General features: G+C 39.9%; 19 protein-coding genes. 6 read left to right on the top strand and 13 right to left on the bottom strand.

All coding sequences use genetic code 11. The features are described 5' to 3' along the window. Positions 1-22 precede the first annotated feature (22 nt). Positions 23-949, top strand: a complete 927-nt coding sequence (locus EHQ43_RS16775) for a prolipoprotein diacylglyceryl transferase (RefSeq protein WP_135741696.1) — start codon at positions 23-25, stop codon at positions 947-949. Beyond that, positions 946-1776, top strand: a complete 831-nt coding sequence (locus tag EHQ43_RS16770; RefSeq protein ID WP_135771784.1) for a crotonase/enoyl-CoA hydratase family protein — start codon at positions 946-948, stop codon at positions 1774-1776. The genes EHQ43_RS16775 and EHQ43_RS16770 overlap by 4 nt, the downstream gene beginning before the upstream one ends. Before the next feature lie 17 nt (positions 1777-1793). On the opposite strand, the gene EHQ43_RS19615 is transcribed toward EHQ43_RS16770, so the two are convergent. Next, positions 1794-1949, bottom strand: coding sequence for a hypothetical protein (locus EHQ43_RS19615; protein WP_167481811.1), 156 nt, complete (start codon positions 1947-1949; stop codon positions 1794-1796). 78 nt (positions 1950-2027) lie between these two features. On the opposite strand from EHQ43_RS19615, the gene EHQ43_RS16765 reads away from it, so the two are divergent. Then, complete coding sequence (locus tag EHQ43_RS16765) at positions 2028-2879, top strand: tetratricopeptide repeat protein (RefSeq protein ID WP_135771783.1); 852 nt, start codon at positions 2028-2030, stop codon at positions 2877-2879. Beyond that, a complete protein-coding gene (locus tag EHQ43_RS16760) occupies positions 2864-4690 on the top strand; it encodes an AAA domain-containing protein (protein WP_135771782.1) in 1827 nt (608 codons plus the stop codon). Before EHQ43_RS16765 ends, EHQ43_RS16760 begins: the two co-directional genes overlap by 16 nt. Positions 4691-4755: 65 nt before the next feature. Here EHQ43_RS16760 and EHQ43_RS16755 read toward each other — a convergent pair whose 3' ends face one another. Further along, complete coding sequence (locus tag EHQ43_RS16755; protein ID WP_135742456.1) at positions 4756-5409, bottom strand: adenylate/guanylate cyclase domain-containing protein; 654 nt, start codon at positions 5407-5409, stop codon at positions 4756-4758. Between the two features lie 31 nt (positions 5410-5440). Continuing rightward, positions 5441-6085: a TetR/AcrR family transcriptional regulator gene (locus EHQ43_RS16750; protein WP_244242865.1), complete on the bottom strand. Its 645-nt coding sequence runs from the start codon at positions 6083-6085 to the stop codon at positions 5441-5443. Positions 6086-6135: 50 nt separating this feature from the next. Here EHQ43_RS16750 and EHQ43_RS16745 point away from each other — a divergent pair, with 50 nt between their 5' ends. Continuing rightward, a complete protein-coding gene (locus EHQ43_RS16745; protein WP_135771781.1) occupies positions 6136-6528 on the top strand; it encodes a DoxX family protein in 393 nt (130 codons plus the stop codon). A 32-nt stretch (positions 6529-6560) separates the two neighbouring features. Here the strand turns inward: EHQ43_RS16745 and EHQ43_RS16740 are convergent, their stop codons facing one another. Both EHQ43_RS16740 and EHQ43_RS16735 read right to left on the bottom strand, forming a co-directional pair. Further along, complete coding sequence (locus tag EHQ43_RS16740; protein WP_135754899.1) at positions 6561-7130, bottom strand: hypothetical protein; 570 nt, start codon at positions 7128-7130, stop codon at positions 6561-6563. After that, the gene (locus tag EHQ43_RS16735) at positions 7127-7582 is read right to left on the bottom strand and encodes a MarR family winged helix-turn-helix transcriptional regulator (RefSeq protein WP_135741690.1); all 456 of its coding nucleotides are present in this window, start codon (positions 7580-7582) and stop codon (positions 7127-7129) included. The genes EHQ43_RS16740 and EHQ43_RS16735 overlap by 4 nt, the downstream gene beginning before the upstream one ends. A 341-nt stretch (positions 7583-7923) precedes the next feature. Between EHQ43_RS16735 and EHQ43_RS16730 the strand changes: the two genes are divergently transcribed. Then, positions 7924-8334 (top strand): hypothetical protein, encoded by a 411-nt coding sequence (locus tag EHQ43_RS16730; protein WP_135741689.1) that lies wholly within the window; start codon positions 7924-7926, stop codon positions 8332-8334. A 110-nt stretch (positions 8335-8444) separates the two neighbouring features. Here EHQ43_RS16730 and EHQ43_RS16725 read toward each other — a convergent pair whose 3' ends face one another. The 8 genes from EHQ43_RS16725 to EHQ43_RS16690 form a co-directional block, all read right to left on the bottom strand. Then, the gene (locus EHQ43_RS16725) at positions 8445-8960 is read right to left on the bottom strand and encodes an Lsa16 family lipoprotein adhesin (RefSeq protein ID WP_135771780.1); all 516 of its coding nucleotides are present in this window, start codon (positions 8958-8960) and stop codon (positions 8445-8447) included. 10 nt (positions 8961-8970) lie between these two features. Next, positions 8971-10221: a hypothetical protein gene (locus EHQ43_RS16720; RefSeq protein ID WP_135741687.1), complete on the bottom strand. Its 1251-nt coding sequence runs from the start codon at positions 10219-10221 to the stop codon at positions 8971-8973. A gap of 8 nt (positions 10222-10229) precedes the next feature. Further along, positions 10230-10817: a c-type cytochrome gene (locus EHQ43_RS16715; RefSeq protein WP_135771779.1), complete on the bottom strand. Its 588-nt coding sequence runs from the start codon at positions 10815-10817 to the stop codon at positions 10230-10232. Beyond that, the gene (locus EHQ43_RS16710; protein WP_015678821.1) at positions 10814-11380 is read right to left on the bottom strand and encodes a DUF3341 domain-containing protein; all 567 of its coding nucleotides are present in this window, start codon (positions 11378-11380) and stop codon (positions 10814-10816) included. Before EHQ43_RS16710 ends, EHQ43_RS16715 begins: the two co-directional genes overlap by 4 nt. Before the next feature lies 1 nt (position 11381). Beyond that, entirely contained in the window at positions 11382-12755 is a 1374-nt protein-coding gene (gene nrfD, locus EHQ43_RS16705) for an NrfD/PsrC family molybdoenzyme membrane anchor subunit (protein ID WP_015678751.1), read from the bottom strand. Between the two features lie 19 nt (positions 12756-12774). After that, positions 12775-15900 (bottom strand): TAT-variant-translocated molybdopterin oxidoreductase, encoded by a 3126-nt coding sequence (locus EHQ43_RS16700; RefSeq protein WP_208731128.1) that lies wholly within the window; start codon positions 15898-15900, stop codon positions 12775-12777. A 24-nt stretch (positions 15901-15924) separates the two neighbouring features. After that, the gene (locus EHQ43_RS16695) at positions 15925-16437 is read right to left on the bottom strand and encodes a cytochrome c3 family protein (protein ID WP_135641262.1); all 513 of its coding nucleotides are present in this window, start codon (positions 16435-16437) and stop codon (positions 15925-15927) included. Between the two features lie 247 nt (positions 16438-16684). Then, positions 16685-18685 carry a methyl-accepting chemotaxis protein gene (locus EHQ43_RS16690; RefSeq protein WP_135771777.1) on the bottom strand — a complete coding sequence of 667 codons (2001 nt, stop codon included), beginning with the start codon at positions 18683-18685 and terminating at the stop codon, positions 16685-16687. Positions 18686-18804: the final 119 nt, after the last annotated feature.

Here is an 18804-nt window from a genome sequence, read left to right as displayed (position 1 = left end):
CGAAGATTTTACCCTTTCCCCTATGTTAGATCGAATTCCGATTCCCAATCCTTTTGGCTGGGAGGGTCTCTCCACCTTCAGCCTACTTATGATGTTAGCTTTCCTTGTTGGTTCCTACCTCCTCCCAAAGGAGCTAGAACGTAAAAAATTAGATCCCATCCACTCCGACTGGTTGATTTTTCTTGGGATTTTAGGCACACTCATTGGGGCAAAAATTTTCTTTATCTTTGAAATATGGGACCAAGTGTTCATTGATGTTCCAGGTTACGATGGAAAATACAGTTACCCTCTCACCCATTGGAACGGATTCCCGGGCCATCCTGGACTATGGTCTTCTCTCTTTAGCGGTGGTGGACTTGTGTTTTTTGGTGGCCTTCTTTTTGGTTGGTTATTTATCACTTTATACTTTCGTTACCATAAGCTCGATATTGGCGCCTATTATGATGCAGTGATACCAGCAATTAGCATGGGTTATGCGATCGGTAGACTTGGTTGTTTTGTGAGTGGGGATGGTTGTTACGGATTTGCCACAGACGAAAGGATTCCTTTTTTTGTATTTGAATTCCACGGAGCACATCCATCCGGAGTTCCTGTTTGGAATACTCCTGTGATGGAATCCATCATGGCCTTCGGTTATTTTTCCTATTTTCAATTTTGGGCAAGATACCAAAATTTTCGGAAATGGAGTATTGGTGCCCAGTTTCTCATCATCCATGGGTTTGCAAGACTCATCATTGAATTTTTGCGCGTGAACAAAGCGGTGATTCCTTTTTTTGACCCACCCACTCTCGTCAATATCCCAGATGCGAATGGTAACCCAACCTTTCTCACTGGATACTACTGGCATGGATTTTCTCAGTCACAGTATATCTCGATTGCCCTTATCCTCTTTGGTGTATATCTCATGATCTCCAAAAAACTTTGGTTAAAGGAAGAAGTTAACGTATGAACCCATCTCCTTTTTTTACAATCGAAAGAAAAAAGAATATTGGAATCCTTTGGCTAAATCGTCCGGAAAAACGGAATGCCATGAACTGGCCTTTTTGGCGGGACCTTCCCGATATAGTGGATGAAATCAATGCCGATCCCAAAATCCATGCATTTGTGATCGCCGCAAAAGGGAAATCCTTCTCAACAGGTCTTGATTTGGAAGAGTTTTTCCAAGAATTTAAACCGGTTGTGCAAGGGGAATTAGCAGATGGTAGAGAAAAACTCTACCAACTCATCCTCACGATGCAAAAAGGAATCAATGCCGTTTATAATTCTAAAAAACCTTCCATTGCGCTCGTACAAAAACATTGTATTGGCGGTGGACTTGATTTGGTTTCTGCATGTGACATACGTTATGCGTCTGAAGATGCCGTTTTTTCCTTACGTGAGTCCAAAGTTGCAATCGTCGCAGATATGGGTTCTTTGCAAAGACTCCCACACCTCATAGGTAATGCCCATACGAGGGAACTTGCCCTCACGGGAAAAGACATCTCAGCGAGTGAAGCCTTTCAGATGGGTCTTGTCACAAAGGTAACCAAAGACTTCGATTCATTATTGGAAGCTGGACTAAAAACGGCTGAGGAAATTGCAGAAAATCCAACCATCGTGATCCGTGGGGTCAAACAAGTGCTAAATCATGGGATTGGAAAATCCATTGAAGAAGGTTTAGACTACGTGGCTGTTTGGAATGCAAGTATGCTTGATTCCAAAGATTTCCGAAGTGCAATTGGTGGGTTTATGGAAAGAAAACGACCAGTCTTCAATCCAGAAACCCGAGTGGATTAAACATCCTAAATCAATACTTAGCAGTAGATGTCGAGTAACCTTTCGCTTTTTGCCACTGGACCCAGTTTTTCTTCCACGGCCAACTTCATGAGTTTTTCCGTGAGTTGGTTTTGTACCTGGAAAATTTCCTTTGGCAAATTGACGATTGGATTAATAGGTGTAGATGGAACCATAATCGGACCTCCTTTTACAATCTTTACTCCCTATTCTACCCATCGGCGAATCAGTGATTTCCTGAAGTAAAAAAATCGATGAATCCTTTTTTTTCTCTGATCCGTGAAGCGAAACAATTGGAAGAGGAAAAGGATTTCACTCGTGCTTTTAATTTATACGCACAGAGTGAAGCATACACACAAGACGAATCAACTCTCATCAAAATCAAAGCGAAAAAAGCATGGTGTTTGTACTCTGTTGGTAATCCAAAAGAAACAGAATCTGTTTTCCAAGACATTGTCCAAAACTATCCTTCTCACCCTTTGAGTATCACTGTATACTCTCGTTATTTGATTAAACTTAAAAAATTTAAATCCGCAAAAGTCCTTCTTCAAAAAAGTATCATCCAATTCCCTTCTTACTTAGAAAACTATCTCTTACTTGCTTCCCTCTTAAAGGATATGGAACGATCCGAAGAAGCAATCGAAGTACTAAAAAAAGCACTTTCTCAAGAACATTTGAGTAATGGGCGTGGTATTGACAGGAAAGACATTTGGGCAGAACTTGGGTCTTTATATTTTTCAAGAGGAGATTTTAACTCAGCCCTTGCCTCTCTAAAAAAATCCCTTAAGATGGTGGCACCTGAGGAATTCCTCCACTACGATTTACTTGCACTTTGTTATTTAGATGCAGAAGATCCAGAAAATGCACTGAGTGCAATCCTTACGCATATCGAATATTGTAAAGAAATTGATCCAGAAACTTTGATTATTTTAGCAAGAGCCCATTGCCGCTTGGGAAAAGTAGATGAAGCTGCAAATAATCTCATCCAAGCGTATTCCATTGAAGATTCCTTGTTTCTGAAAGCTGCCGATTTTATTGATTTTGCACCACTTCTTCGGAATGGTTTTTTTACTACTTTGGAGAATATTGAATGGGAAGAGCCATAAAACAAACATTTGGTTCACTGGAAGAAGAATTAAATTATATCGAGTCCCTTTTAGGAAAAGAAAGGGAAATGGAACGAAATCTTTTTTTAGAAAAGGAATCGGAATCCGGATCCATCAAATCAGCAGAGTTAGTTGACCTTCGTTTTCTTGTTGGAAATACCTGGCGAGCTGAATTCCAAGTGATTGTCTCTAACAAATCTAAACTTTGGTTGAAACCAGGAGTGCCCGTCCTCCTACAAAACCAAAACGAATCCATCTATGGGAATGTTTACCAATGGAGGGATTCAAAACTCATCATCCAAGTGCGGGGTGATTACGATTGGGAAAATGAAAACTACACGATCTCAAAATGGTTTTCGGAAACTACTTATGATTTGTACAATGAAATCATTGGAAAGGTAAGAAATGAAACAGAAAGTGAATCTTACAAAAAACTCAAATGGTGTTTAGGGTATGCGAAGGGAGATAAACCTTCTCCACCAAAAAAAACAATGGAGTTACCTCCATTAGAAAGGATTTTTTCCATTGCCGATTATGGGATGGTGTTTGGACCACCAGGTACAGGAAAGACCACCTTACTGATGCAAGCTGTAAAGGAGATCCAAAGTAAAAAATTGTCTGTCCTAACACTTTGTCCGACTAACTTTGCTTGTGATTACATTGTAGAGCTTGCGATCCGAAATGGAATCCGGGTGATTCGACTTGGGAATTCCACAAAAATCAAGGAGGAAGTGTTGGATTATCATTTAGACCACCTCATCCAAACCCATCCCGACCAAAAACAAATCCAAAATTGGCTAACGGAACTGAAAGCCATTCAGAAAAAAATCAATTCTTGGAAACGTAATTTTGGCAAGGAAGAAAGAGAAGAACGAAATCAATTGCGAAAAGAAGCAAAGTTTTTACTCCAAACCATTCGAGAAGCAGAATCCAATATTAGAACAAAATTACTTGATACAAGCGAACTCATCGTATCTACCTTTTCTGGATTTGGAACTGAATTTAAAAAAGGCCGGAAATTTGATTTTGTGTTTGTAGATGAAGCAACTCAAAGTGTGGATCCAGGTTGTTATATGGCAATTTTCTCTGGGAAAAAAACTTTTTTCTTCGGCGATCCAAAACAATTGGCAGTGAACTACAACCACCCAGACCATGAATCAGTGAATAGTTTTTTAGAAAAAACAATCGAAGAAGATTCAGGAGAACGAATTATCTTTTTAGACAAACAGTTTCGAATGAAACCAGAAATCCTTGGTTTTCCGAATGCCAAGTATTATGATCAGAAAGTATTCACTCACCCAGATTTAAAAATTTTACCTTCTTCAGAATTTACTGAAATTTTCGGATCCGATTCCCCTATTCTTTGGATCGATACTGCTGGCAGTGATTCTATGGAAGAGACTGATGGTGAGGAGCTCAGTTTTTTCAATGAAATAGAAGTGGATTTGATCCAAAGTTTTTTTGAAAAAGGATTACCGAAAGATTCTACCGTCGTCATATCACCTTACAGAGGACAGGTTGAAAAATTAACGAAGAAGGCAAATGGAAACTTTTATACACAAACTATCGACTCCTTTCAAGGAAGGGAATCTGAAATTGTGATCTTAAGTTTTGTTCGTTCTAACCCAGATGGAGACATTGGATTTTTAATGAACCCAAAACGATTGAATGTGGCTCTCACACGTGCGAAATCACATTTGATTCTCATAGGTGATTCTTCAACTCTTTGTGGACATAAAGAATTCCAAGACCTTTACCATTACATTGAAACGAATGGAGAAATTCGATCCATTTATGAATTTATGGATTAAATGTAATTTCTTTTTGTTAAAATGTTGGCCGTTTCATTTAATTATCTCATGAAACTCATTGCAAGTTACAATACGACCCACTTTGGTTCATCCAAGGTATATAGAAGTTTAAATGCACCATCGGAACCAGGTGGAATTTCTGTGATCGGTTCAAAATCAAAATCGGTTGTTTCATCTGCATTTTCTTTTACAGCACTAGTCACAAGGATCTCCCAAGCTTTCGCCGTGTCTTCACCTAACTTGGAAGCTGCGTTCACTTCCGAGCCAAACACATCAGTATCCCCAATTTTTAAGATTTTCCCATACCCAAGACCAACACATAAAAGGATTTGTTCTTCCAAAACTCTTCCTTCATTGTAACGTTTGCATGCTTTTTGCATTTGGATGGCGCACTGAATTGCTTTATTGGTATTCCTAAAGAGAACCATAAGGCTATCGCCTTCATCTTTCATGAGGATACCATCAAACTCATCTAGGACAGGGATCAGGATACGTTGGGATTCATAAATAGTTTGTAAAAAATGAATGATCCCAAATTTGGCAACTCCCCTAGAAAAGCCAGATAGGTCAGTAAACATCACACACCAAGTTTCCCCAAACAAATCCCAAATTCGTTTGTCTATGATTTCATGATTTGAACCTTCAGTCAGTCTTTCTTCTAAAAGTTTTTCTAATCGTTCTTCTGAGGCGGAGGTTGCGATGGTACGTTTTTGACCCATGCAAGCGAGTATAATGTCTTTTAGCGGAATGTCAATGGCAATGCGAACGAAGATGGTCTCGAAACGAAAGATACAAAGAATCATACACACTACGATCATTCATTACCTTACCCATTGCGAATGTAGCTTCTTGGAAGGTTACGATAAACTCTGCAAGTTTGAATGTATCTGTATTTGGCTTTAGGATTTTTTTCTTTCTGGCTATATCCAAGAAAGTTTTGGTGTTCTGAATCCAGGTAGACAAAAGTTCTTTGGCTTTTTTTTGGAATTCAGGATCAATCGAAGACATTTCTTGGCCTAAGTTATTGAGCGGACAACCTCTCGAAACAAATTCATCCGGCCATTCCTCAAAAGTTTTTTTAAATGTGCGAATGATCCCTTCAATAGGATTATCATATTTTTCCAAAGGCACTATCCATCGATCCATAATACCTTTTGATAAAAACTCATCAATGATAGCATAACCAACATGATTCTTGGTCGGAAAATGATAAAAAAATGCACCAATGGTTAAATTGGCTGATTGAGCAATCTCACGAACTCCCACTCCTTGAAACCCATTTTGGTAAATCAATGCAAAAGCAGATTCAATGATCAGTTTGCGAGTTTCTTCTTGTTTTCCCATTCCTAACTCGTTTTTCGATTTCTCATAAAATGAAAATGATATTGACAACATATCACTTGATATGTTTTTCTGGCGAGACCGATTTTTTTGCAGGTGATTTTATGAACGAACTCAACCAATCCCCAACCTACCTCTGGGTTGGACGAATTCTCAGTGGACTAGTGATTGCGTTTCTTCTCTTTGACGCAGGGGGAAAACTAGCAAAAATTGATCCCGTCCTCAAAAGTATGGAGGAACTTGGGCTACCAGTAGCCAGTGCTACAACCATCGGGGTCCTTCTCCTTGTGATTACGGTATTGTATGCCATTCCGCAAACCGCAGCACTCGGAGCCCTACTACTCACAGGTTATTTAGGGGGTGCCGTTGCCATTCACGTACGTGTCGATAATCCATTATGGAGCCACACCCTTTTTCCAGTTTACGTAGGGATTCTTCTTTGGGCAGGACTCACGTTACGAAATCCAAAAGTCAAAAACCTTTTCTGGAATTTTTAAAAACAGAGAATTGAATCCATAGGGTGAATGTTTTATCCATTCACCTTTAAGATTTTTATGGCGAGAGGAATCATCAATATCGAAATTCCAATATAAATAGAAACCCGAAAGTAATTCAGAATGACCCATGTCTTAATTTCATTTGTGCCTTCAAGAGAATGATAACCATCAGTCTTTGCTAAAAATTGAAAACGAATTATTTTCCCAGCAAAATAAACTACAGTCCAAACCCTTACAGCCATGTGAAGGATAAACAAAATGAGCAAACGATAACCGATTCCCTCTATTGGATAACAAAACAAGAGCGATACCAAGAAAATAATTTCATGAATCGAGTGAAACAAAATCCAAAAATATTTTAAATTGGCAGATTTGATCTCCGTATTTAAAATCCGCAAGTTTGATAAATTGCCACTAGCCCAGCGCGGAACAAAAACAAAAGTTTCAAAAATTTGTGCACCATTCATCGAAAAATAAATCAGTACATTTAATACTAAAGAATACTGGGCAATCGACAAAGAATTCTTGGATAAAAAGATCGATAGATCTTGTATCCACATCGTTACCGCAAATCCAAAATAATTTTCTAAAATTCCATTCATATCCCACTCGTTTCCTTTAAATTTTTAGTCACTTTATCCATTATCCCAATCGCGGATTCAAAGTACCGATGGACCACTTCTAACTCACGATCTGAAAAACTAGAAATCAAATGGTCTGTTTCTTTTTGTAATTTTTTAAAGATAGGGGAAAACAGTTGGTTTGCTCTCTCCAAATTAGGAACAATGATAACCTTCCTTCTATCTGATTGCAAAAATTTCCTTTTTACCAATTTCCCTTTCTCTAATCGATCGATGACTCCAGTGATTGCACCAGTTGTCAGACCTGATCGTTTTGCTAGTTCGCCTGCAGTCATCTCACCATTTTCAATCAAGTATCCTAAGTATTTATGATCTGTCCCAGATAACCCAACATTTGTCGCAATGGTTTCGTGCATAGATAGGGCAGTTTCAAAATACTGACGTGTTGTTTTTTTAAAAACTTCAATTTCCATATCAAATCTATATATTTAACCTATTCATTATCTTACTACTAATATATCTTAGATACTAAGATATATTAGTAGTGTAAATCGTAAAATTTAAATTTTTAGAACAAATTCCGGAAAAACATGGATCGACGATTGGGAAAAAATTAAAATTCTCGACGCTTCGGAAATCTCATAAAGATTTCTGAGATCAAAAGTTGGTATTTTCCAAATTAAATTGGTTACAAATAAATTTCAAATTTGTTGGATGGGGATCTATCTCTTTTAATAAAACATCGGTTTATGGGAATCAAGAGAACCACCGATGTTTTTGGCAATGAGGAGAAAACAAAAACAGGATTCAATCAATGTTACAAAGACTTTTTAAACATTTCCAACCCTATACCATTTTTTGTATCGATGCTTTCGGCGCATCTATCTCCTTACTAGTGTTATTTGCGGTAATCATTCCTTATCAGCCTATTTTTGGAATGCCCGTGGATGCCCTTTATAATCTAGGAATTTTTGGTGGGGTTTTGTTTTTTTATTCCAATACCTGCTTTATACAAAGACCAAAACAATGGAAATTATTCCTCGTAGGTGTGATCCTTGGAAACTTAGGTTATTGTGGATTCTCCCTATTCTTACTCATCAAACATTGGAACGTCATCCAAACCATTGGTGCTTTCTATTTTGTTTGGGAAAAAATTGTGATTTTGGCGATTGTTCTTTATGAAGGATTTATCCTCACAAAATCCGAAGAAAGTCTAAAAGCGTAACTGATTTACTGGGAATCATAAAAAAAGACCCTTGGTTACCCTTGGGTCTTTTCCAAAACAACTGCTAAAGAAGTATATCCACGAGCAGTTGTTTTTTTAACAAAAACATATTAGTTTTGTTTTAACATATTTTTGTTTATGTAGGTTCCTTCTTCCAAACCTTTTGTGAGTTCAGAAAGTGGGATCTTTTCTTTTGGAAGGTCCTTAAGATTTGAATACTCAGTCCCTCTCGGATAATGTGCTTTGTCAGCTGGATCATAAAACGGTTTTGAATCCGTTACGAGTCCTTTGGAATATCTCCAAACACTATTTGCAGGATCTTGCCCTACTACAAAACATCTAGGGCTCATAAAACCTTCGTTTTTTGCCGTTTGAACTTTGATAAAGTATTTAGGAGCCCATACGTTGTGGTTACGAGCCTCAAATACTTTCACTACAGTCCCTACGGGAACAAACTCTACCACCTTAGAATTCGAATCTGGTTCTGAATACAAAGGAACAGTAAAATCCAAACTAGCTTTGTTGGTTTTGGCATCACAATTTTTATGCCAAGTTACCTCTGCGTTTTTGGAACAAGCTGTTACGCTCATCCCAACGATCAAGAATGCTACTAATTTCAGTTTCAAAACAATTCTCCTATTGGTGGTGGTGAAGGCACTCATCTAAACGAGGGTCACCAACCGGAACTAAACTATGTTTTTCGAACTTTTTGAAGACAAAGAAACCAAAAAGACCAACCACTCCCACAGTGCCACCAAACGCTAACACAAAGTGAAGGATCGAGAATTTTTCAAAATTTGCAGGGAATACTAACCAAAAAAGTTCAAAGAACTGAACTGTCAGGATCCAAGCTGCCAATTTCCAAAGGAAATCAATGTTTCGTTTGTTAGGACGATTCAGTAAAAGTAGGAACGGAATGACAAACTTCACAAATGGAAGGAGTAATGTTGTATAACCCCAACCACCTGTCATACGCATTTCGTAAAAGAAAGTTTCTTCCGGGATGTTTGCATACCAAATGAGCATAAACTGTGAGAAACCCACGTAAGCCCAAAACGTTGTCATACCAAGTAAAAACTTTGCGATGTCATGATAGTGGTTTTCGTTGACTGCTTCGCCGAGGTATCCGTTTTTCTTCAAAATCGCAATGACAATCAAATACGATGCAAGAGAAGTTTGGAAAGCACCTGCAAAGGCATATACACCAAACATGGTTGAGAACCAGTGTGGGGAAAGTGACATGAGTAAGTCGAATGACATAAGGCACCATGACAATGCGAAGAAGAGGATGAATCCTCCAGAAATTTTGGCAAGAGTCTTAGTTGTATCAACTACCTTATCTTTATCTTGGCCTACAGATTTTCCATGGAAAATGTAAGCAAACACAGACCATACACCTATGAATAATACACATCGAATGATGAAAGCGGTTGGATTTAAATAACCAGCTTTGTGGTGGATGAGGTGGTCGTTTTCACGAACGCCAGCATCTGCCCACTCATACAAATCATGCATTCCAAAGATCACTCCCACAAGAAGAAGCCCTGCCACAGGAGCAAAGAGTCCGTATGTTTCGAAAATCCTTCGAACAGTCACAGACCACTGAGATCCTGTTAAGTGTTGGATCGCCGTGAAGAAAATCCCTGTGATAGAAAGTCCAATGACAAAGTATGCACCAATGAGTAAAATATGGTAACCTAAATTCGTATGGTGGAAATGACCTGCCTCATCCATATGGCGAGACGTTTCATGACCAAACCCAAAAAAGGCGATGAGAAAACTCACCACTCCTACTCCGATCATGGCAATGAGTGCATTACGAACGGACACTGGCAGTTTGAACTGCAATAATGTTTCGTCTAGTTTCGCTGCTTTTGTAGAGCTCATAATTTCCCCTAGTTCGCCTTTTTATTTTTCACTTCATATTCTTGAAGTTTACGGATGTAAGCGATGAGCTTCCATCTGTCTTCTGGTTCGATTTGGTAAGCATAACTTCCCATCAGACCTCGACCCATTGTAATGATATGGTAGATTTGTCCATCGGACCAACCGCGGATTTTATCAGAAACAACTGATGGAGGTGGTTGTTGGAACTTTGGAGCCGGTCCAACAACAGATCCATTTCCTAAACCTTGTACTCCATGGCATGGTGTACAATATGTTTGGTAACGTTTTTCTCCAATCATCAAATCTCCTAAACTTACCTTTGCGATAGGATTCTTTAATCCTTTATCCGCACCAGGAAGTGTGTCGGGAGTTGCTTCCGCTGCATATGGGTATGGAAAGTATCCGACTGGGATCGCACCTTTTGGTGGAATCCTTGAAGCAGAACCATTCGAAGCAAAAGAATCTGCTTCTTGTGATTCTCTAGCAGGAGAATCATACATGTTCGGAAAGTATTCATAAACAGGAGTTTTATAATCACAGTTTGCGAAAAAAACGACTGCTACGAGTGCGAAAACTCGAAAGATGTTTTGTTTCATTTTTGGTTCTCCGGTTTCACAACAGTTACTTCGGACCCGCCAAGGCTTTTGACAAACGAAACCACATCGGATTCGTTATACCCTTTCGCAGACTTTGGAATCCAAAGACCGAATTTATGAGACGTCAAATCCGGGTGAAGGATACGACGAGTTGCTTTGGGAATACCGCTTAAAAAACATAAAGCAGCGACTGTATAAATCCCTGCGGAGAATACAGTTAATTCAAAGATGATTGGCACATAGGCAAACCATGCATTGAGAGATTTTCCCGAAATATTGAGAGGCCAGTCATGTGCATGAGTTAGGTATTGGAATAAAATTCCAATTGTGCATCCAAAAATCCCAGCAAAGAAAGTGATCCAAGGAAGACCCGATCTAGGTGTTCCCATGGCTTCGTCAATTCCGTGCACTGGGTAAGGAAGGATACAATCGAATCCGATATAATCCTTCTCCTTCGTTTTTTCCGCAGCATGCATAATGGCTTCAGGAGTGTCGAAAATCCCGAGCACACCTTCGTCCATTTCTTTGTATTTGTGAAACTGTTCTAATTTTGGAAGATACATACTAGTGGTGTGCTCCTTCTTTTTGTGGCATCACTGTTTTTACTTCTGCAATCGCAATCACTGGCATGATTCGGCACCAGAGAAGGAAGAGAGTAAAGAAGATACCAAACGTTCCGATTAACATAGCGTAGTCGAAAAGTGTTGGCGTATACATGGCCCAACTGGATGGTAAAAAGTCACGGTTCAGTGTCATCATGATCACAAATCGTTCAAACCACATACCTACGTTTACCACAAGAGAGGCTACAAACATCACAGGGATGTTGTAACGAAGTTTGCGGAACCAGAATACCTGTGGTGACAATACGTTACAGGAAATCATAATGAAGTAAGCCCAACCATATGGTCCAAATGCTCTGTTCCAGAATGCAAATCCTTCGTATTCGTTTCCAGAATACCAAGCGATGAAAAACTCTGTTCCGTAAGCAAGACCAACGATAAGACCTGTCACCATCATGATTTTGTTCATGTTGTCCAAGTGTTTCATTGTGATGTAGTTCTTTAAGTTGAACACTTCACGTGCAATGACCATAAGAGTTACCACCATGGCAAATCCGGAGAAAATCGCACCGGCAACGAAGTATGGAGGAAAGATGGTCGTGTGCCAACCTGGGAGGATGGAAACCGCGAAGTCGAAGGATACAATTGTGTGCACCGAAAGAACGAGTGGAGTGGAAAGAGCAGCTAAAATCATGGAAACGATTTCCAGATGAGACCAAGCTCTTGCCGAACCAACCCAACCAAAGGCTAGGATGTTGTATAAGTTCTTTCTCCAAGTTTCTGTCGCACGATCTCTGAGGGTTGCAAGGTCAGGGATAAGACCCAAATACCAGAAAACCATCGAAATCGAAAGGTATGTGGAAACCGCAAATGTGTCCCAGATGAGTGGGGAACGGAAGTTCACCCAAAGTGGACCTCTTTCGTTTGGATATGGAAAGAGCCAAAATCCAAGCCATGGACGACCCACGTGGAGGATGAGGTTCGATGCCGCTACAAGAACGGCAAAGATTGTCATCGCTTCCGCAGCACGGTTAATCCCTGTTCTCCAACCTTGACGGAACAGATATAAAACGGCAGAAATCAAAGTTCCTGCGTGACCAATACCAATCCAGAATACGAAGTTAACGACGAAAAATCCCCAACCAACTGGGTTGTTGATCCCAAGGAGGTAAAGGCCTTCGTAAAACAAATAACCGATAATGGCTACGTCGATCAGGGTGATCGTAAGAACCAATAGGAAGGTATTCCACCAAAGTTTGGTTGGGAAATCTTCGTTTGGTTTTGCGATATCAACGGTTACATCTTTAAGCGATTTCCCGCCTGTTACCAGGTCGGGGATATCTAATTTATCTCTAACTGCTTGTGTTAATGACATTCCCTTTGTGTTCTCCCTGTTAAACTTCGTTTCGAACTCGGGTCAAATAATTGACAGCAGGTCCGATGTTTAGGTATTCCAGAAGTTTGTAAGACCTAGGGTCTTTCAAGAGCTTCGCTACTTTTGATTCAGGATCGTTTACGTTACCGAACACAATGGCACCAGAGGCACAAGTTTGTTCACAAGCGGCTTTCACTTCCCCATCTTTCAGAGTGCGCCCTTCGTTTTTCGCTGCGATTTTTTTCTCAGCAACTCGAGAAGCACAGAAGTTACATTTTTCCATCACCCCTCGAGAACGAACGGTTACATCTGGGTTCAGTCCCAAGTTTCTTGGAGGACGAGCTTTGAAGGTAGGAGTTGCATCACCGAGAATGCTGTGTTCATTCCAATGTTCTAACCAGTTAAAACGACGCACTTTGTACGGGCAGTTGTTTGAGCAGTAACGAGTTCCCACGCAACGGTTATAAACCATGTCGTTTGTTCCTTCCGAACTGTGAACAGTTGCTGCCACTGGACAAACTGTCTCACAAGGAGCGTTATCACAATGTTGGCACATCAGTGGTTGGTGGGCAATTTCAAGTGATTCTGGTTTTTCAGGATCCCCGATGTAGTAACGGTCAATTCGAAGCCAATGCATCTCACGACCCATTCTTACTTCGTCTCGCCCAACCATAGGCACGTTGTTTTCAATGTTACATGCGACTACACAAGCACCACAACCAGAACAAGAAGTAAGGTCCACTGCCATTCCCCATTTATATCCTGGGTATGCAAATTGGCTTCCTGGTTGGTCAGAAGGAGCGTTTGCTCCTTGTGCTCTTTGTAATTTTCCATCCACTAAGATTTTTGGGATCTCAGGTTCAGGGATCCCTGCACTTGGATTTTTAGAATAGTCTTGTAGTTTCGCAGAAATGATAAGTGGTCTTTCTTTCCATTCCACACCCATCATCACACCAGGGCTCATCATATGGTGATCCTGTGTGGTCGCGAGTTTGTATTTTTTTCCTGTTGGGGAAAGTGTGATGGATAAACCAGAGTATACTGCTGATCCGTTTACTTCTGCGGCAAGGATACTTGCATTTTTACCAACACCGTTTCCGATCTCACCCACGTTTGTTCTTCCATAACCAAGAGCAATTCCAACGGCTTCTGGATGGAGTCCTGGTTGGACAAGAGCTGGGAGTTCGAAGGACTTTCCGTTTACAGTCACCGTGACCACGTCATTGAGTTTGATCCCCGACGAACGTGAGTATTGTGGGCTGATGGCAACGTAATTGTCCCAAGTTACTTTGGATACTGGATCTGGAAGTTCTTGTAGTTGGGAGTTGTTTGCTCTTTCACCTGTTCCAATTGCTGTGCTTTCGTAAAGGGAAACGGTTAAACCAGATTTGCTAGGTGCAAGTGGTGCGATGGTTCCACGGAAAGAACGACCACCTTTGTCTGCTTTTGGATTCCCAGTAACAAGAACACCTTTGCGAAGTAAGTCTTCCCAATTGGTTTTTTTCGAGTATTTTGCTTTGAGGTATTCGTAAAGGGACTCAGATCCAAGTAACTTTCCACCAGCCCAACCAATGAGCATATCTTCGAATGCTTTGGATTGGAAAAGAGGTCGGATGGTTGGTTGTTGGATTGCCACAATCCCTGCTACAGATTCATTATCACCCCAAGACTCAAGGAAATGTGATACAGGAGCAAGCCAGTTGGAAGCAAGAGCAGTTTCATCCACACGGTCAGAAACTTGTACCACTTGAGCTGCTTCATGAAGTAGCTTTTTCCACTCATCACCGTTAGGTGCTTCGTAAACTGGATTCACACCAAAAAGAATCACCACTCCGACTTTTCTTTCTTTTAAGTCTTTTGCGAGAGATTTTAAGTTTTCAGCGTAATTGGATTTTCCTTCTTTCAAAGGATTTCCGGCATCGATCGTTTTTCCATCGTTACCGAGCATGCTATTTAACATGTTCACAGCAATTTGTAAATCCACTGCGTCTTCTGTTAATGTGTTGGAACCACCACTAACCACAAGGGATTCACCCTTAGCAGAAGCGAGAGCCTTCGCTGTGCGAACCACTACTTCTTTGGAAATTCCAAGTTCAGAAGCTGTTGTATCGACATTGATTCCAGAAACACCCGTTGCTCCACCCACTCCCAAATCAGAGAGAGCCTTTGCAATCACTAAGGCAAACTTTCTTTGGTCACCAGGTTTTAATGGAACTCTTTGGTCAGCATTCGATCCTGTCATAGACGGATGTGATTCTGCAGCGATGAAAACATTCATCGATTTAGAGTTTTTTTGTAAGTCTCTTCGTTTAGAAAAATCGTTGTGATAGTTGACTTGGTTTAAGAAATCACTATCGATCGAAAGGATCACTTTTGCTTTGTCAAAGTGGTAGTTTGGTAGAACTGCCTTTCCATATGATTTTTCTTGAGCAATGGTGATGGCATCATCAGAAGAAGCAAACGCCACTTCTAAGTGTTTTCCACCACCAACAGATCGTAAAAATTCAGAAACAAATTCTTTGGTCGCAGGTGAAGAAAGAGGTTTGGTTACAATGACCGTCTTTCCTTTGTTTGCCGCGAGTTTTTCTTTTACGTCTTTATCGAGAACAAACCAGTCACTTGATTTAGCGACACCATTCACAACTTGTTGTGGTTCTTTCGCGCGGTCTGCATCATAAAGATCAAAAATAGAAGCTTGTCCAGAAGCACATAATGCACCTTCAGAAATTGGATGGCTTGGGTTACCTTCCAGTTTTAAAGGACGGCCATCTTTTGCTTTTACCAAAACCCCACAACCAACAGAACATCCACCACATACCGAAGCATAGTGATACGAGTGTCCATGTTTTACGAAGTCGTATTGTTCTACTTCGTTATTGTCTGGATTTTTAATGGTGAGGTTCACATATGGAACAATTTTTTCAGCAGGTTTTTGGATACAACCAACAGTTGTCATCACAACTGATGCACCCATAAACTTAAGGAATGTTTTTCTATCAAAGTCACCTTTTTTGATTTTTGCAATCAAAGGGTCTGGTGATTTGTAGAACTCTTGTTTTTGGAGTTCTTTTTCGCGAGAAGTACCGCGAAGTTCATAAGACTGCCAAAGTGACTTTTTTTCTTTTTGGAAACTATCGTCTTTCATCATAAATTATTACTTGTCTCCCGATTATCTGTGGCACGTAGAACAATCGTTAGGAGCATTGTTCTCTCTATGGCAATCGACACAAAATCCCATATTGAGGGACTTGGACTGTCTAACCTTTACCATCTCTGCCATGTTGCCATGACATGTGGAACAATCAACGCCACGTTGAACGTGTCTTGAGTGGTTAAAGTATACGAAGTCTGGTTGGTCATGGACCTTCACCCAGGAAACTGGAGTGTTGCTATCGTATTGAGCTTTCAGCCATTTAACATGTTCTTGGTTTCCCGCTACGTTACCTGCTCCATGGCAGTTCATACAAGTGGAACTTGGGGGAACTGTGGCATGGGCCGAATTTTCAACGCCTGTATGGCAATACTTACAATCGATTTTATTATCGCCTGCATGTATCTTGTGGTTGAAGGGAATGGGCTGGTCGGGTGAATAGCCCACATAACGGCTAGGTGAAAAAATCAAATATGCTAACGCAGCTACCGCAACGATAGGCACAGAGATCTTGAGTATTTTTATATTCATTCGCAGATTTCCTGAATCCGTTTACACTGTCTTCTGACAAGGAAAGGTAAAATCCGAAAAAAAGCAAGTATGTAAGGGTTTTAGTTGTGAAAAAACATTAAAAGAGACATAATTTTAGATTTTTTCAGAACTTTTTTAATTGAAACTAAGTCTCAATAAAACCCGAATTGGTCAACAAACGAGCGTTATTGTCTGCTTGAGAAAAATCCAGATTTTATTTTTTTCCCTGAATCTAAGTGCCAATCTCTTAATCTTTCTTGATTTTGAACCTTGTTGTAATCTCTCTCAGGGTATTTGCAGCTTGAGTTAACCTCATCACAGAGTTTGCCACTTGGTCTGAACCATTTGCTACATTCATTGTCTCCTCATTGATACCAAAGACTGATTGGGAAATTTGCTCCATGGCTCTTTTTTGCTCTTCAATGGCCAATAAAATGGATTCGGATTCTTTCCTTACTTCCGCAGAGCGTTTGTCAACCTCTTTGTTATAGTCCAGTTGTGAAAGCGTTGTTTCGGATAATCTTTGCATAACGTTCTCAACTTTTGCGATGTCTTTGATGATTAGATTAAATAACTCAATCGTTTCACGAATCCCTTTGGCCCCTTCATCCAATTCCCGACTGTTTTTACCGATCATTTCCTCGATGGACTGGATTGAATGCGCTGTCCTTTCTGAAAGTTTTGAAATTTCTTCCGCCACAATGGCAAAACCCCTACCTGCTTCACCCGCCCGTGCAGCTTCAATGGCAGCATTTAGTGCTAATAAACTCGTTTGATCTGAAATATCGTCGATGATTCCAATGACTTCTTTCATCTCAGCAGAAGAATCTAAAATCACGCTAATCACTTCATTCATTTGGTTAAGAGCTTCACCACCTAATTTTGCCTGTTTTGAAATACTCTCAGTATTCACTAGAGCCGCTTTGGTTTCCATTTCGATTTGGGTTGCCCCTTGTGCTAACTCACTTATCTTTTCATTGAACTCTTTTATGTTTTGATGTTGTTTGATTGTAGAAGACGATGTCGTTTCCATACTTGCGGAAACTTCTTCCGTTGTAGCTGAGATTTCTTCTGCAGTTGCTGCAGTTCCTTGTGCCATTTCAGAAAAAATAGAGGTAGAAGAATTTAAAGTTTCAGAAGAAATTTTAATTTCATCAACGACAGTATGAATATCTTCAATTGACATCCGGATACTATTGATGAATCTCTCGAGTGATTGGTTTATCTTTCCTACTTCATCTTGATACGTCTGGGTAACCGATCCTGAAAGGTCACCCTCTGCCATTTTATCGAGTAAAATTGCAGAATGTTCCAAAGGTGCCAAACGTTTTCTTAAAAAAAGAAAAATGCCAAGTACAACGATAGCAGTGATTAAAAATACAACTATAATTGCAATTGTTGCAACTCGATAGAATCCAGAGCTAATATCTGATTTAGGGAGTACCACTCCAATGATCGTATTCCATTCTTCCAATCTTTTGACCAAAAATGCATAGTCTTTTCCATTCTCTGTGTATTCGAAATAAGATCCGTCCTTAGCTTCGAGGATAGGGCGTGCTTCTGGTATTTTACTTAGATCTACCTTCAAAATTTTTGATTTATCTGGACCAGCAAAAACGATTCCTTTCGTTGTGATGGCTGTGACGTGACCATTTGTACCAACATGGATTCCGTCTCGCATCCTATTGGATACATTCTCAAGATTGAGTGCAATCCACAAGATTCCAATGACAATTCCCTTATCTTGGATGGGAAACGATAACAAACTAACGGGTAAACCTGTGATTGGTGATGCTTGAACAGATCCTATCATGAATTCTTTTTTTAAGGCCACAACCACATGATCACCTGTTTTTGATTCTTCCAATTGGTAACCCACTGAACTTGGAATTCCTGCAGCAAAAATTTTAGCATTCTGCACTGGGATAGATAAAAAAATGTTTTCATATTCACCATTTGCTTCTCGCATAATTTTAACGAGATATTCAGTAGCGTTGGATGATTTAGTCGATCGAAAGGAATCAACAATCTCACTCTGTCTTGCAATCAATTCCGCAATTCGAATTTGTGATTTATAATAATTGGAAAGTTCAGCACCGGCACTTTTACCCGCATTTTCCATTTCGCCACGGTATACATTTTGTAATAATCCCCAGTTTAAATATAAAATCAGAACTGTGACTAACGTTGATAATACAAGAATGGAAAGAAAGGTATAGAATCCTAAAATGTACTTTAAACTTCTCATTTCCTAAAATCCGACGTCAAAATGGAAAAAAAAAGAAAACAAGATTTTGGGACTTAGGTTTGAAAATCGCAATTTTCAAAAAAAACAACAGATTTGAATGGAAAGAATATTTGAACCAG

It is taken from the genome of Leptospira bouyouniensis, from assembly GCF_004769525.1.
Lineage (GTDB): Bacteria > Spirochaetota > Leptospiria > Leptospirales > Leptospiraceae > Leptospira_A > Leptospira_A bouyouniensis.
This window is presented reverse-complemented; position numbering and strand designations above follow the sequence as displayed.